The following is a 15,292-nucleotide window of genomic DNA, read 5'->3' as shown; positions in this document are numbered from 1 at the left end:
GGCGTCATGGCGAAGCCAACACAAGCTCCCAAATCGCAAGGCCTTGATCCACGACTGTATTGTGATTATTCAAGGTTAGTGCGAATTCAGGCTCAAGCTGAGTCGTTTTCACTGTTACCTCATTTAAAAGCGGGCAGCGTACTTTCGGGCAGACATAACTCTTTGTTCCGTGGTCGTGGTTTGAACTTCGAAGAATTACGTCATTACCAATTGGGTGATGATATCCGTAATCTCGATTGGAAAGTTACGATGCGAACGGGTAAGCCTCATGTTCGTAGCTATACCGAAGAGAAAGACCGTAATGTGATGATCTGTGTCGATCAGCGCAGTTCGATGTTCTTTGCGTCTCAAAACACCATGAAATCTGTTGTGGCTGCCGAAGTGGCGGCATTGTGTGGATGGCGAGTGCTGAAAGATGGTGATCGTGTCGGCTTCGTTTTGGCCTCGCACCAAAAACTGTTTCATACCAAAGCTCAACGTTCTCAATCTGATTTGTTGGCTCAGCTAAAACATCTTACCAAAGCCAATCAAAGCTTAGGCGTCAATGTAAGTGATGGCGATAATATTGGTTTTAGCCAGTGGATTGAACTGATCAAACGAATGAGACTCAAGCAATCAACCTTGATATTCATTAGTGACTGGCGAGACTGCCGAGAACAACATCTCGATCGACTAAAGCAGTTACAGCAACACAACGATATCTTGGCCATTATGGTCACCGATTCATTAGAACAGTCATTGCCTCAAGATCTTGCAAGCGCAAACTGGGTGGTGGGTGATGGTCGCTTTCAACTTAATCTGGATAGCCAATCTAAGGTTAACCTCGCAAGTGAAAGCCTTGCCCAAAAAGCGGCACTTCAGAAACTGTCCCTTGCTAAATTGATGGCGATGAAAAACCTCCCTTATATAGAATTAGACACGTCGGGCAATCACATATCACAGCTGCAGAAACTAGTGGGAGGGCGCTAAATGGCTGTTGAACATACTCCCCCAAGTACCTATATCCTCCGCGAACTGCACGATGTAGCGATTCCTGACAGTGTGAGCTGGGCTCCTCAAACGATCGGCTGGAAGATCCTTGGCGTTATTCTGTTATTGGTCGCTATCTATCTGGCTTATCGCTTGGCGTTAAGGTGGTGGAATAACCGTTATCGCAAAGAAGCGCTTCAAGAACTCATGGTACTGGATGCAAGAGACAAGAACTCAACCGAACGAACCTTTAAAGTCCTCAAAGTGGTGCTTCGTTACCTAGACAGCAGTAATGCCAAGTTGTTTGGCCAAGCTTATGTGAACCGTTTGAACGCTTATCTGCCTGTTAGCGCCAACACGAGTGAAAACAGCAATGCGTTCTTTGCCGATGAAGTTTCGGAATTATGGATGCAAAGCCTAATTGACTCTAATGTGCGTTTGAGCTTTGAACAGCGTTTAGAGGTGATTCAAACCGCGATGATGTGGCTAAAAATTCATAAACCAGATGTACAAGCGAAACCAGAGGGGCAAGATAATGTTTGATAGTTTATCTGCCAGCTTTGAATTCGCGCACCCACTGTGGTTTATCGCGCTGCCTTTGCCGTTGTTGGTCTACTTTGCCGTGCCAGCTTATCGAACTAAGCAAATGGCCATCAAGGTGCCATTTTTCAGTGAATTGGTTGAAGCTATTGGTGAAGCGCCGTCTGAAGGGGCAAGCCAGCTAACACCAAGCTGGTGGCAACGAACCACGCTCATTATTACTTGGGCATTAGTGGTGTGCGCGCTCGCTAAACCAACCATTCTTGGTGAGCCGCAAGTTCGCGAACAATTAGGTCGTGATGTGATGGTAGTGGTCGATTTATCTGGCTCAATGGCAGAACAAGACTTTACCTCTAAGCGGGGCGATAAAATATCTCGTTTGGACGCGACCAAAGAGGTGCTGGCTGATTTTGCGACTACACGAAAAGGGGATCGACTCGGTTTGATTCTTTTTGGTGATGCAGCGTTTGTACAAACACCGTTTACAGCTGACCAAGATGTCTGGCTTGAACTGCTTAATCAAACCGATGTCGCGATGGCAGGGCAAAGCACGCACTTAGGTGATGCAATTGGCTTGGCGATTAAGGTGTTTGAACAAAGCGAAAAGCAAAGTGCTGCCGTTCAAGATTCAAGTGTTGATGCCAACGAAAAAGAGAAGGTCGTGATCGTACTAACCGACGGTAATGATACAGGAAGTTTTGTTGAGCCTATCGATGCCGCAAAAGTCGCCAAGGCGAAAGGCGTTCGTATTCACGTGATCGCCATGGGTGACCCACAAACCGTTGGTGAAGTGGCTTTGGATATGGAAACCATCAAACGAGTGGCTCAAGAGTCTGGTGGCGAAGCCTTTGAGGCGCTTAACCGCGACGAACTGACCAAAGCCTACGCTCAGATTGGTGAGCTAGAACCACAGTTATATGAAAGTACCACTTATCGTCCTAAACAGGGACTGCACCATTACTTAATGGCGATTGTTGTAGTGATGTATTTGACCGCATTCAGCTTAGCAACGATACGCCGAAGATCGCTGCTCGCTTCTTCGGCTAAGAATTTGAAAGGAGAGAGTGATGCCTGATTCTCTCACGATACAACAGTTCTTTACCCAGTTTCATTTTATCCGACCTTTGTGGTTGTTGGCCTTTATTCCGATGTTCTTCCTGTTATGGGTTCGTTGGAGAGAAGAGACCAAACCAACGTGGAAAGACATTTTACCTACACATTTACGTGATGCATTGACGATTGGCGAAACAGGCTGGCGCAAGCAACTGCCGTTGAAGCTATTGGTGGTGATTGTGACTATCGCCATCATTATCTGTTCTGGCCCAACATGGCAGCGTGAGGCTTCGCCTTTTGGTGAAGACAAAGCGTCGATGTTGGTTGTGCTTGATAATAGTGAATCTATGCTTGCTAAAGATTTGCCTCCAAGTCGCTTGGAACGATCTAAGCAGAAAATTAGAGACTTATTGGCAGCTCGCAAAGGCGGTAATACGGGCTTAGTGGTTTATGCAGGCAGCGCACACGTGGCGATGCCCGTCACGCAAGACAGCAAGGTGTTTGAACCGTTTCTAGCGGCTATCACACCCGATATCATGCCTGTTTCAGGTAAGTCAGCAGAGGAAGCACTGCCACTGATTAATCAGCAACTGTCTGGTGAGTTAGGCTCTTCTGTACTGTTGGTATCAGATGGTGTAAACCCAAGCACCATTAGGGCGTACGAGAGTTTCTTTAACGACAATCCGTATCAGTTGCTCATTCTCGCCGCAGGAAACAGTAATGTGGTGAGCGATAACCCTGTCGACCTAGATTCACTGCGTAACTTAGCGAGTAAGACGGGTGGACGAGTGATTGAAGTGACCGTTGATGATTCGGATATCCAACAACTGAACAGAGCGGTTGAAAGAAACATGCAGCTCAACGGGGAATCTTCAATGCCTTGGAAAGACATGGGCTATGGACTGCTTATTCCAATGGCTTTCATTATGTTGCTATGGTTCAGAAAAGGGTGGTTGGTGCAGTGGTGTGTCGTTGGTTTGATGATCACAAGCAGCATGTATTCACCAGACACTTTGGCGAAAACAGTCAACTTAACCGCTGAGAAACCCGTTGTGGTGGAGTCGGTTACTACTTGGGACAAAACAGCTCAATGGTGGTGGGACTTATGGTTAACGCCTGACCAACAAGGTCAACGCCTGTTGAATCAGAAAGAATATCTTCAAGCTGCCAAACATTTTACTGACCCAATGCGAAAGGGCGCGGCTTATTACTATGCTCGTGATTTTAAGCTCGCTCACAGTGCGTTTTTGCAAACCAAAACTGACCTTGGTTTGTACAATGCAGCGAGTGCGTTAGCTAGGCAGCGTGAATACCTTGCCGCACGAGACCTCTTGAAATCATTAAGTGAGAAAGAGGATCTGTCACCAGAACTAAGAACGGATGTGGAGAACAATCTTGCTGTGCTTAGTGGAATTGTCGAAGAGGTAAACCGAACCAGTGAAAGCCAGTCTGGAACCACAGATGGCCCTGAAGAATCTTTAGAACTCGAAGACGATCAGCCGCGAACGGGTGATGGCGCTGAAGAAGAAACGGTAGCGGAATTGATGCTTAAGGAAACACTTAACGCGAATGAGATTTTGGGCAGCCAAGAGCTTGCCGACAAGTGGTTAAAGCGAGTAGAAGCCGATCCTAAGTTCTTCTTGAAATCCAAATTCCAAATTCAGTTAAGAGATCCTGCGCCTTCCATCGAACAAGCGTCAAAACAGGAGCAAACGCAATGAGTCGATATGATTTAGCTCTTGAAGCGATTCAATCAAAGCGAGCGCGATTCACAGCCCGCACATGGTTGTTGTCGATGACTCTTATGTTGAGTTGGTTTTTTCCTGCTGTTGCTTCTGCTGCCGATATCTTCGATCTGCAAAAAAGTGGTGACGTTGAGCTTATCGCTTGGATTGGCGAGAAACCCAAGTCAGGCGACAAAATAACGCCGGGCAAAGTCAGCGTAAATGAGCAGGTCATTCTGAACATTGAGGTGGCGACACCGCGCTGGTTAACGGGCGGCACTCGAATCGGCAGTATCGAAATCCCTAACGTTATCGCTAAGCAGCGTAACCAACTCGCGACGAACTACACAGAAAGAGTCGGTGGTACTACATGGTCACGTCAGCGTTGGGAAGTGACGCTTTATCCGATGACTCCCGGTGAGTTTGTTATTCCAACCGTACCGGTTCGTATCCAAGTTTCTGCTCCTGATGGTTCAAACGTGGGCGGTACGCTTTACACGCAGCCGATTAAGTTTGAAGCTTCGTTGCCTTCAGGTTTACTCGATAATGAAACGCCTTGGTTTTCTGCGACAGAAGTAGATATAGAGCAGCAATGGCAACGCTCAAGTGAAGAGCTAAAAGTTGGCGATGCTATTACTCGAACTATCACGATTAAGGCAAAAGACAGCTTTTCTGTGTTGCTGCCAGATGTGCTAACCAATAAGTCCACTAAGCAGTTCCAAGCTTACCCACAGCCCAACCGTTTGGATGACACTCAAGAACGTGGTGATTATCGCTCAAGCCGAGTTGAACAGACTGTATATGTGATTCAGCAGGGTGGTGAGTTTACGCTGCCAGAGTTTTCATTTCAGTGGTGGGACAGCAAAAATCAACGCCTTGAAAACGTGGTGATAAAAGGCGAAGTGTTTGAAGCCAAACACACAGTCCAATCTTTCATCAAAGCCTACATGTCGGTGTTTATTAGTGTTGGTTTGGTGTTGTTAGTCTGCATTGCGTTGATTGTTTCGGTTAAGCGTTACTACGCAAACCGCCCAACACCGAGTTGGCTGGTACTACGTCGTTTAGTTAAGCAAGGTAATTGGGCTGCATTAAGAACCTTTATCTACCGTCAATTGCGAAACCAAACCTCTCAGTTAGAACTGAATAAAGTGCAACTGGATAAAGCGCAACATGGTAAATCAAATGGACAAAAGCGTTGGCTAGAAGATAGCGAAGCCCTTCAACAAGGATGTGAAGATAAAAACGTATTCACTCGTTTATGGAAAGGGTTACGTAACTTGCCCAGTGACACATCAAACTCAAGCAATTCTCGTTCAATTGCTGCTCGCTTGAAAATCCCTAAAGCCTTGCCAGACTTAAAAGATAGAACTAAGTAGCAAACTTTAGTCATTCGCATCGAACATAATCGACAGGTTCTCTACTATGGAGAACCTGTTTCTTTAATATGGAACTGTATGAAAAGTACCGAACTAAATCTAATTCCTATATTTGTTGCTATTTATGAAGAGCAGAACTTATCTAGAGCTGCTAATCGCATGGATATAAGCCAACCAGCAGTGAGTAAAGCACTTGCAAGGTTGAGAGATATCTATGATGAGCCACTGTTTCATCGCACCACATCAGGCGTAGAGCCAACCACATTCGCTATTGATATCTATCCTGCAATGGCCGCTGCACTTAAAAACTTTACTTCTACCTTATCCGCATCAAGAGACTTCGATCCTAAAACCTCAGGCCGCGTGTTTTCCATTGCCTGCGTCTCGGCGGCGAGCTACGAAATGATGCCAAAAGTCATGCGGTTAATCAGCCAAGTCGCACCAGGTATCGCGTTAGAGGTTCATCCTCTGTTTACCGAAGACTATGAGTCTGATTTAAGGCTGCAAAGACACGACGTGATTGTTGATATGACGCCTAAAGGAAGAACCATGCTTAAACACGAGGTGATTTCTACAGAAGAACTGGTCGTGGTGTGTAGTAGTGATCATCCTACGGTTGGCGATACCATCGATATGGAACAGTTCTTAGCACTCGAGCATGTGGTGGTCTCTAGGTGGCATGCGCGCAAAAGCTTATTAAGCTCTGAGCACTATAGTGACCTTGAGAAACGTAGAATCGTGTATCGCGCAGCGGGCGTTGTAGAGATGCTTCCTGTTATCGAAGGCTCTGAGTACATCGGAGTAATGCCTATTTCATCAGTGCGTTGTTTTGCTGAAAAGTACGCGGTAAAAACACTACCATTACCCTTCGAGTTGGAAGACCTCGATATGTGTATGATTTGGCATCCAAGCCGTACTAATGAACCAAGCCATAAGTGGTTACGAGCTAAGATCAAAGCGGCAGCAAAAGAGTTATCAAGTTAGCCTATACAAGGACATAGCCATGGACAGCATTCGCGTGATTTTAAACGGAAAGAAAGCCAATATCCCGGAATTAAGGCAAGCCATCTTTGCGGCGAGGGACAATGATATTGACCTGCAAGTTAGAGTGACTTGGGAATCGTCGGACATGTTTCGTTTGGTAAGCGAGGCAATATGCGATGGTGTTAAGCGTCTGATTGTTGTCGGTGGCGATGGAACGGTGAATGAAGCCGTTAACGCGCTCAACCTGTTCCGTGCCAGTGAAAGACCACAACTGGCGCTTATCCCAATGGGCACTGCGAATGATTTTGCTACCGCAACGGGAATACCTAACGATATTTCGGGTGCTTTTGAACTAGCGCTGGAAGGCAAGGCGTTTGCGGTGGATAGCGCGCGTGCGAATGACCGCTATTTTATGAATGTCGCTGCGGCGGGTTTTGGTGCTGAAGTCACAGCTGAAACGCCAGTCGAGCTTAAAGATTTTCTCGGTGGCGGTGCGTATACACTAACAGGTGTGGTGAAAGCACTTGGCTTTAAGCTCTACAGTGGCACGTTGCCCATAGACAAAGGCAGCTTTACCGGCGAGATCCTTGTTGGTGCTTTTTGTAATGGTCGCTTAGCGGGTGGAGGACAAGAGTTAGCACCCAATGCATTGATTGATGATCGCTGTTTACCCAGTCGGGTATCGAGCTATCACGCGCCACCATGGCAAGGTGGGTTATCCAAGTCAGTGAGAAGTTCGCCCCGCTGTATGCGGCCTTGAAGGAGAACCTACTTCAACAAGTGGTGGTTCAGGCGGATGAAACGCCGCTCAATGTGCTCAAAGAAGAGAAGCAGTGTTATATGTGGCTTTACTGCTCAGGCGCTGACTCGCCCGAAGCGGCACTGCCGAATGTGAAAAAATCGCCTTGTACGACTATCAAAACAGTCGCGCGAGGGTGTGCCCCGTGGACTTTTTAGGTGACTACAACGGTTATCTACAAACCGATGGCTACACGGCTTATCATGGTCTGCATCACGTCACTAATGTGGGGTGCTTAACGCAAGTTCATGGACGCGAAGAAGCTTCAAGGGGAAGGTAAATCGGGCAAGGCTGATAAAGTGCTGGCTAAACCCCAAAAGCTCTACGGGATAGAATCAAGCTTAAAAGGTGCGCCTGCCGAAGAACGCAAAGCAGAGCGTTAAGCGTATGCCAAGCCGATACTGGATGAGCTTTACCAATGGATGACAACCCAGAAGGTGATAGGCTCTAGCCCACTAGGCAAAGCAATAAAGTACTAGCTCGGGCAATGGCCTAAACTCATTCGTTATATCGACGATGGTCACTTATCTATCGATAATAATCGCGCTGAACGCGCAATTAAACCGCTGGTTATTGGCAGGAAAAATTGGCTATTCTCCAACACACCAAACGGTGCTGAGGCGAGCGCGATGCTTTACAGCATCATCGAGACCGCGAAAGCCAACGGTCTTATCCTCTAAGACTACATGGTCAAGTGCATGAAAGAGCTGGCGAAAGCAGAGCCTGATATCGACGCACTTCTACCTTGGACCTCTTCGGGTCAAGTCAAAACAGACCTCAACAATATTGGCTTTGGCCTCGAAACTTACGTTTGGTGCTAGCTATGCCATCAGACTCTAATAACATATTTGGGTTCTTTGATGAGTTTGAAGCTTCAGAAGGAGAGTCACAGCAACCCCCTATAGAGCTGTTTCAAGAACCCGTTGAAATTTTATCAACCCTAGATAGTCAGCCAAATAAGGTACAACAAGAAGTCTTTGTGATAAATAAAAAGCGACATCCACTCACGGTAGTGAATATATGTAGGGTCACGTCCTGCATAAGCGATTTATTCAAATTTAAAGAGTGAATTAATATCGCACCATAAAGAAAAAATACTTCAAATACTCCAGAAATGAGCATGGCTGAGCATAGGGATTCTCAGGTTTGATGATACCAATATCAGGTCAGATGGCCGAACACATTTATGGGTACAACCATGAATTTAACGCATCGCTCACTCATGGTTATCGCTATCACTGTTGCTCTTTCTGCGTGGGGTAGTGATGAAACCAGCTCACGTCCTATTAAGCCAGAACCGCTTCAGACATTACCAACAGAGCAGGTTTCAGTATCCATCGGGGACGCGACTCTTTTCGCAAATAGAGAGTCTGTTGTGATCAATACCTTAGCAGGTGACGAGCAACGCGTATCCATTGAAGCGTTTAAAGGAATCACTTACGCCGATCAACAACGTTTTCAGCACAGTCACTCCGTCAATTAGAAGACAATGCTGATAGCGCTATAGATGCGACACAATTTAGCGCCGTGTGCCCACAGCTTAAAATAACCCAGCAAGAGCAATCTGAAGATTGCTTGAATCTTAATATTTGGCGTCCTTCGGAGATCAATGGTTCAGAGTCATTACCCGTGTATGTCTTTATTCATGGTGGGGACTTTGAATATGGCGCAGGTACTGATACCGACATTAACGGTGATACCGTCGTGGCTAAAAGATACCATTCGATATACGGGTGGCGTTGGCGCTGGAAAGGCGAACCTCGATATTTTCAAAGAGTTCAGTATAGGTGCGTCGTACAACAAAACGATTCAATTCGGCACAAAAAACTCGGGAGTCGCTGCGCTTCAGCAGCTCCAGTTTCGAGTGGCAAACACACCATTGATGCTGGGTGTGAAACAGATTATTGGCCAGAGCTCGGTAGAGTTTGAGACCAGTAATGAAGATGTGAATAACGCTATCAATGGCGTTATTCAATATTTTATGGGCGAAAGCTCGGTGACCTCTGGGCTGGGTGTTGTCGCGGAATACGATAATGCGATTGATAATCGTTGGACCGTTTCTGCGTTTTATGGCCTGGGTAAAGCGACAGTAGAGGGCAGTCTGTCAGACGATGAAAGTGTCGATGCGTATGGTGCTGGATTTCGCTATCAGATAGCTTGCCGATATGGGTTACACATGGGGGTAGACCTCGCTTTTAGTGACGTTGACAGCGCGTTTTATATAACGGTTGGCAGTGGATTCTAATGATGGAAAGGTGGGTGTTAGTCAATCGATTGATTTTTCTACATGCAGCATAGTTTTCATAGCAATCATGAACTAGTATTTTTTTACAACAAACATAACAGGTATCAATATGAAAAATTACGACCCAAATGAATTGGACGCTACGCAAGTATTACTTGATGGTGTCGATACAGATAAACGTTCGACTTTGACTAAGTTAGCGGTTGGGGCTGCGGCACTGCCTTTTGCCTCTGTTTTACATGCAGCCCCTGAAAAACTGGTTGGCCAAAACATCAAACTGATGCCTAACGAGAAAGGGCCATTTGATATCGTTATCGAAAATGGCCGTGTTGTTGATCCTGAAACTGGACTCGACGCAATTCGTCACGTCGGTATTAAAGGTAAGCGTATTGCTGCAATCTCAGACAAAAAGCTGCAAGGCAAAACAATCATCGATGCTGAAGGTCTCGTGGTTGCACCTGGCTTTATCGATATGCACGCTCACGGACAACAACTTCCTGCTGCCCGTGCTCAAGCATTCGATGGCGTAACCACCGCTCTTGAGATGGAATCTGGTCTATTCCCAATCGGAACGTACTACGATATTACTGCTGCTGAAGGTCGCCCGATTAATTACGGCGCTTCTGTAGCATGGACTTACGCTCGTATTCAAGCAAAAGAACCTACGATGCCTGCTCCTGATGGTACGATTGTTTGGTTCCAGAAAGCTTTTTCTAAAAACAATTGGCAAAATACCCTAGCAACCCCAGATGAATTAAAACAAATTCTGGGCTCGGTTGAGCAAGGTCTTAAAGAGGGGGGCTTAGGCATTGGTATTAACGCGGGTTACGCACCAGGTTATGGCCACAAAGAGTACTATGATCTTGCTAAACTAGCAAAACGCTATGAAGTACCAACCTACACTCACGTTCGTTACCTAAACAGCGCAGAGCCACAATCAAGCTTTGAAGCATACCAAGAACTCATTAGCCTGTCGGCGACAACGGGTGCACACATGCACATTTGTCACCTCAACAGCACGTCAGTACAAGATATCGAAGATTGTGCCGATTTAGTTCAATCCGCCATTGATCAAGGTTTAGCCGTTACTACTGAAGCTTATCCTTATGGTGCTGGCTCTTCCGTTATTGGCGCAGAAGTTTTCCGTGGTGACGATTGGTTACAACGTTGGGGTGTACCAAGCGCTAGTTACATGGAAGCGAATGGTAAAGCACTAAACCAAGAAAAAGTCACTGAACTACAAGCATCAGCGCCCGGTACCGTGGTTGTCATGCACTTCTTAAAACCCGATGAGAACAAAGAAGATCGCGCTAAAATGGACCGTTCAGTATTGTTCCCAGGTGCAGCTATCGCTTCAGATGCAATGCCTTGGATGGATGATAAAGGCGTATTAATTGAAGGTGATGTATGGCCACTTCCAAGCAACGCAATAGCTCACCCTCGCTCACTTGCTTGTTTCTCTCGTTTTATTGAAAAATATGTCGAGGAATACAAAGCGGTAACACTAGTAGAAGCGATGGAAAGAACTAGCTTAAACGCATGTCGTATTCTTGAGGATGCTGTGCCACAAATGGCAAATAAAGGTCGTATTCAAGTAGGTAAAGATGCTGATTTAGCTATTTTCAAACTTGATGAAGTAAAAGCCGTTGCAACATTTGATAAACCAAATGCCCTTTCTACAGGCATGAAATACGTACTTGTAAACGGGACACCTATCATTGAAGCTGGTGAAATGTTGTTAGATTCAAACCCAGGTGAAGCGGTTCGCAACAAAGTTACTGGCTAAGTTATCCTGACTTAAAAGGTTGGGCATTAGCTCAACCTTTTTTATTGCTTACCGAGTAAATATAGACAACGAAAATCGAAAGAGAGCATGCTATGAGCAAGAAGTCTATTCCAGTAACAATTTTAGCCGGATTTTTAGGAGCAGGGAAAACGACCCTACTAAACCATATATTAACCAATGCAAATGGAATGCGCATGGCTGTGATCGTCAATGATTTTGGATCAATCAATGTTGATGCGGAGTTAGTTAAATCTGAAAGTGAAAATATGATCAGCCTAGAGAATGGCTGTATCTGTTGTAACCTTGCAGAAGGACTAGTCGTTTCGGTAATGCGTTTACTCGCATTAGAGGAACGCCCAGACCATATTATTGTTGAAACTTCAGGTATCGCAGAACCCAAAGAAGTGGCACTTCAATTTGAAGATCCGGAACTGCAAGCACACGCACCTTTAAATGCAATCGTGACGACGATCGATGCGGAAAACATTTTAGGGCTAGAAGGCCCAATGGAGACGTTGTCGAAGCAGCAAATTCAAGTGGCTGACATTGTTCTGGTTAATAAAGTTGACCTAGTCGATGCTGATAAACTAGAGCAAGTCAAAGCATGGTGCCGAGTACAAGCTCCGTTTGCTAAATTGATTGATATTTCATTCGGCGAAGTGGATTTACCTATCTTATTTGATGCCCCTGAAAGTACGCGCTTTGTCACTAACAAAATAGCGGCTGATCAAAGGGAATGCCAGCACCATGATTGTCATGATGAGCACTGTCATCACGTGAACCATGATTTCGAAACATTCAGCTTTGAAACTGATCAACCGCTTAATCTACAAAGTTTGTATCCTCTACTGCAACAGTTTTCAATTGATGCTTATCGCATGAAAGGTATTTTAAATTTAACCGATCGTCCTGATCATCGCTGTGTATTTCAGTGCACGGGCCAGCGAGCCAATGTGACGGTTGGAGATGCATGGGAAGATGATGAATCTCGTTCGTCACGGTTAGTCTTCATTGGACCTAAAGGTGGCCTTGATAAAGAGAGTATGCGTAAAAAACTGAACGCACTGGTGGCGTAGTTAGAACGGAAATGGAGTAGATGGCAAGCCTATCAACCTAGCGCTTGCCTATACCTAGCTTACCTCTGCCTACTTTGCATTGACTCATCCTAAGCATCCTTATCTTATTGAATTATTGGCTACTTTCGATTCTATTCGGTTTTTCCAAATCCATATTGCTCATTCCCCTCGTCATCTGAAACAAAATAGTCTTATCGATTTTCGAGACTCTGTTCATCAGTACCTTCTCAGAATCGGTTAACGTCAAAAAGCAGATAAAGACTCAATCGTGGGTTATTGGGGCGTGTTGATCAGCGATTGTTAGCTCGATGGTTAGTCCTCAATGATGGAATCAAAATGACGACTAAATATAGAATAAACCATGATTTGTCCCGCCATAATCGCGCCAAACATCAGCAAGGCGGACAGACCAATATTCGGAATGGGTAAAATGGAGGTCGCAAAGAAGGACTCACTTGCTCCGACAATGATTCGACTACCGGGGACAAGAATGATGATCCCTTGAATAATATATATGAGTGGTGGAACGTGACGCAATTTTCCCATCCCCAACCCGTAAAGCGTAATGAGTATTGTGCTTACCCATGTACCTACAACCCAATCGGAAGTAAACCAATGTGGCCCCCACATGCCAATTGCCGCGACAGGAAGGCCTAAGAGAATTTCTGTCATACTTGCGTTGAAAATAAGGCCAATAGCAACAGAAATCCCGATCAGTGCGGTGACATGAAGAACGAATGGGATTTCATCAATAAATACCGGTACCGATAATGGTTGATTGATTATGTTGGCTAAGCCTAACCCCATAACAATGCCGATGAATATTTTCATTACTATGAGTGCGCTTTGTGCAAGCAGTTCGATACCTGACCGAAAGTCATTGAGAGCAAGACTGGCTAAGCCGTTGGTGACGGTTAACCCAGGAATAAAAAGGACAATGGAAGAAATGCACAGTGCCAATGTTGGTAAGCCGGGAACCTGTGCCGCTATCATACCGGTTAAAAAACTGGCTACTAAGGCGACAAAGAACTCGACAAGAATGCTTCTTGGCCCAGTCAGGAAAATTTGTGCTAGCCAGGCTATAGCGCCCAGAATAATGGATAAACCGACCGCCAGATAAGTACTGCCAACTAACATTAAATAACATGGCGGAAGCAATAAATTGGCAAAGCACAAGGTACGATTCGAGTAGGTTTCTGAACCTTCGTAATGGGAATGAGTCGAAAACCCTTTAAGCGTTGCGACTAAATCACGTAAGTTAACCGAGGGTGGTTTTTTGTTTTCCATCACGACTTTTTGCGTGGGTTGCTCAAAAATAGTGATGACTTTTGTCGGGGTCACATCAATAGAGACATCAATGTTCTGGCGTTTTGCATAAGCTTGAGTGTATTGAGCTACCGAGTAAGGCGCACAACCAGATTGATGTAATCGGTCCGAAAAGCTCAAAATTTCTTGCTGGCATTGTTCGATATGATTTGTTTGTTTCATTCTGTTTGTTTCTCAATCACCAAGGCGATATATGTTTGAGGGGCATTCTAATTCAATAGTATCCTCATTCAAGCGTAACCAATAGTCGTGTATAGAGGACGGGCCCCTACAAACGAACAAGGCAATGGTTAAAAAGATAGGATTCATTGAATGAGAGGTTATCAGTTTATCGTTGAGGTAAATCAGTCATTGTTGAAGCTGCAACCTCAAAAATAGATCCGCTCATGCAGCTATTTGAAGGCGTAAAACTCCAAATCCATGAGGTGATTGATTTAACTCTGAGGCTTTTAGAAAAGCTCGGTAATGAGTAAAGGAAACTAATATTTAGGAAATGGAAGCCTAAATAAGATTGATGATGAGCGTTAGAATCACAACTAGAATGGAACCGACATAAGCAATTTCAATAATGTTTGAATTAATCCAGTTGCAGTATGCTTGAATTGCTAAACTCAGTTTGTTTTTCATAATGGCCTTTGGAAAATTAACCGAAATCTACTGTAAATAATAGCTTATTATGAGTGAGCTTTGATGACGGTTTCAAAGGTTCCTTAGCGCTAACAGTGTGATTGCGGCGCTCACGTATTAACAATATCGTCCCGTGGGTTCATGGGGCGGATACAGTCGATAAGGTTTAAGAGCAGAAAGTTGGGCTAAAAAAGAGCCGCTTATTTGTGGTTCATCGCGGCTTTCCAAGAAGTAGTCGGTATCTCGATACCCATACCCCATTCGCTTGATTAGTTTTATCTTGTTGTTTATCCCTTCTAGGGTGCAGGTGTTTAGCGGATAACTTGCCGATGCGATAATACCGTGAAGATAAGGACTCAGTTTTCGTGCGAACTCTTTCAATGGCTTAATTCCACTCTCTTGTACTTGTGCCCACCAAGCCTCCCAGAGCCCTTTAGCATGTGCTTCTGATTCACAATACCAAAGCTCTTTGAGTTGTGCCCCGAGTATATAAGTGGTCATTAAGTCCTTATTGATATTCAATATTTCTGTAAGATAGCTGTCTTGCCGTGGATTTAAGTTGCCTCTATTTTTCAACAACACCCAGCGTGAGCGCTTGACCCATTGCCTCGCTTTTTTATCTTGCTTGAGCTTGTTGGCTTGGTCGACTCTGACTCTATCCATGACCTCACGACCGAACTTAGCTACAACATGGAATAAGTCGTAAACGATTTTTGCATTCGGGCAGTGCGCTTGAACCTCAAGGTCAAAAGCCGTATTCATGTCCATTGCGACCGCTTCGATATTG

At 45.2% G+C, this 15,292-nt stretch carries 12 protein-coding genes and 3 pseudogenes; 13 read left to right on the top strand and 2 right to left on the bottom strand.

The features are described 5' to 3' along the window. The first annotated feature begins 6 nt into the window (after positions 1-6). From A136_RS04825 to A136_RS04770, 13 genes and pseudogenes are all read left to right on the top strand, one after another. Positions 7-969, top strand: coding sequence for a DUF58 domain-containing protein (locus A136_RS04825; RefSeq protein WP_017064702.1), 963 nt, complete (start codon positions 7-9; stop codon positions 967-969). Then, positions 970-1,512, top strand: a complete 543-nt coding sequence (locus A136_RS04820) for a DUF4381 domain-containing protein (RefSeq protein WP_017064701.1) — start codon at positions 970-972, stop codon at positions 1,510-1,512. It begins immediately after the preceding gene. Beyond that, the gene (locus tag A136_RS04815) at positions 1,505-2,584 is read left to right on the top strand and encodes a vWA domain-containing protein (RefSeq protein ID WP_017064700.1); all 1,080 of its coding nucleotides are present in this window, start codon (positions 1,505-1,507) and stop codon (positions 2,582-2,584) included. Before A136_RS04820 ends, A136_RS04815 begins: the two co-directional genes overlap by 8 nt. Beyond that, positions 2,577-4,283 (top strand): vWA domain-containing protein, encoded by a 1,707-nt coding sequence (locus A136_RS04810; protein ID WP_017064699.1) that lies wholly within the window; start codon positions 2,577-2,579, stop codon positions 4,281-4,283. Before A136_RS04815 ends, A136_RS04810 begins: the two co-directional genes overlap by 8 nt. Then, a complete protein-coding gene (locus A136_RS04805; RefSeq protein WP_017064698.1) occupies positions 4,280-5,662 on the top strand; it encodes a BatD family protein in 1,383 nt (460 codons plus the stop codon). Before A136_RS04810 ends, A136_RS04805 begins: the two co-directional genes overlap by 4 nt. 78 nt (positions 5,663-5,740) lie before the next feature. Continuing rightward, positions 5,741-6,646, top strand: coding sequence for a LysR family transcriptional regulator (locus A136_RS04800; protein ID WP_017064697.1), 906 nt, complete (start codon positions 5,741-5,743; stop codon positions 6,644-6,646). 19 nt (positions 6,647-6,665) lie between these two features. Further along, complete coding sequence (locus A136_RS04795) at positions 6,666-7,406, top strand: YegS/Rv2252/BmrU family lipid kinase (RefSeq protein WP_017064696.1); 741 nt, start codon at positions 6,666-6,668, stop codon at positions 7,404-7,406. Next, positions 7,307-8,266: pseudogene (gene tnpC / locus A136_RS22560) on the top strand (IS66 family transposase); the annotation flags it as partial. The gene A136_RS04795 and the pseudogene tnpC, both read left to right, overlap by 100 nt. A 377-nt stretch (positions 8,267-8,643) precedes the next feature. Next, positions 8,644-8,928, top strand: a complete 285-nt coding sequence (locus tag A136_RS22985; RefSeq protein ID WP_017062010.1) for a hypothetical protein — start codon at positions 8,644-8,646, stop codon at positions 8,926-8,928. Between the two features lie 44 nt (positions 8,929-8,972). Continuing rightward, a pseudogene (locus A136_RS22980) lies at positions 8,973-9,095 on the top strand (carboxylesterase family protein); the annotation flags it as partial. Next, positions 9,055-9,690, top strand: coding sequence for a hypothetical protein (locus A136_RS04780; protein ID WP_017064692.1), 636 nt, complete (start codon positions 9,055-9,057; stop codon positions 9,688-9,690). The pseudogene A136_RS22980 and the gene A136_RS04780, both read left to right, overlap by 41 nt. A 109-nt stretch (positions 9,691-9,799) precedes the next feature. Next, positions 9,800-11,476 (top strand): amidohydrolase family protein, encoded by a 1,677-nt coding sequence (locus tag A136_RS04775; protein WP_017062008.1) that lies wholly within the window; start codon positions 9,800-9,802, stop codon positions 11,474-11,476. A gap of 92 nt (positions 11,477-11,568) precedes the next feature. Continuing rightward, positions 11,569-12,552: a CobW family GTP-binding protein gene (locus A136_RS04770; protein ID WP_032546863.1), complete on the top strand. Its 984-nt coding sequence runs from the start codon at positions 11,569-11,571 to the stop codon at positions 12,550-12,552. 312 nt (positions 12,553-12,864) lie between these two features. Here A136_RS04770 and A136_RS04765 read toward each other — a convergent pair whose 3' ends face one another. Next, positions 12,865-14,040 carry a threonine/serine exporter family protein gene (locus tag A136_RS04765; RefSeq protein ID WP_017064690.1) on the bottom strand — a complete coding sequence of 392 codons (1,176 nt, stop codon included), beginning with the start codon at positions 14,038-14,040 and terminating at the stop codon, positions 12,865-12,867. Between the two features lie 693 nt (positions 14,041-14,733). Then, positions 14,734-15,292: pseudogene (locus tag A136_RS04760) on the bottom strand (ISL3 family transposase); the annotation flags it as partial.

It is taken from the genome of Vibrio crassostreae 9ZC13 (genome assembly GCF_000272045.2).
Taxonomy (GTDB): Bacteria; Pseudomonadota; Gammaproteobacteria; order Enterobacterales; family Vibrionaceae; genus Vibrio; species Vibrio crassostreae_C.
This window is presented reverse-complemented; position numbering and strand designations above follow the sequence as displayed.

Coding starts and splice junctions, on each gene's coding strand:
- A136_RS04775 (WP_017062008.1), top strand. CDS start 9,800: ATGAAAAATTACGACCCAAATGAATTGGACGCTACGCAAGTATTACTT.
- A136_RS04820 (WP_017064701.1), top strand. CDS start 970: ATGGCTGTTGAACATACTCCCCCAAGTACCTATATCCTCCGCGAACTG.
- A136_RS04825 (WP_017064702.1), top strand. CDS start 7: ATGGCGAAGCCAACACAAGCTCCCAAATCGCAAGGCCTTGATCCACGA.
- A136_RS04795 (WP_017064696.1), top strand. CDS start 6,666: ATGGACAGCATTCGCGTGATTTTAAACGGAAAGAAAGCCAATATCCCG.
- A136_RS04765 (WP_017064690.1), bottom strand. CDS start 14,040: ATGAAACAAACAAATCATATCGAACAATGCCAGCAAGAAATTTTGAGC.
- A136_RS04805 (WP_017064698.1), top strand. CDS start 4,280: ATGAGTCGATATGATTTAGCTCTTGAAGCGATTCAATCAAAGCGAGCG.
- A136_RS04800 (WP_017064697.1), top strand. CDS start 5,741: ATGAAAAGTACCGAACTAAATCTAATTCCTATATTTGTTGCTATTTAT.
- A136_RS04780 (WP_017064692.1), top strand. CDS start 9,055: ATGGTTCAGAGTCATTACCCGTGTATGTCTTTATTCATGGTGGGGACT.
- A136_RS04815 (WP_017064700.1), top strand. CDS start 1,505: ATGTTTGATAGTTTATCTGCCAGCTTTGAATTCGCGCACCCACTGTGG.
- A136_RS22985 (WP_017062010.1), top strand. CDS start 8,644: ATGAATTTAACGCATCGCTCACTCATGGTTATCGCTATCACTGTTGCT.
- A136_RS04810 (WP_017064699.1), top strand. CDS start 2,577: ATGCCTGATTCTCTCACGATACAACAGTTCTTTACCCAGTTTCATTTT.
- A136_RS04770 (WP_032546863.1), top strand. CDS start 11,569: ATGAGCAAGAAGTCTATTCCAGTAACAATTTTAGCCGGATTTTTAGGA.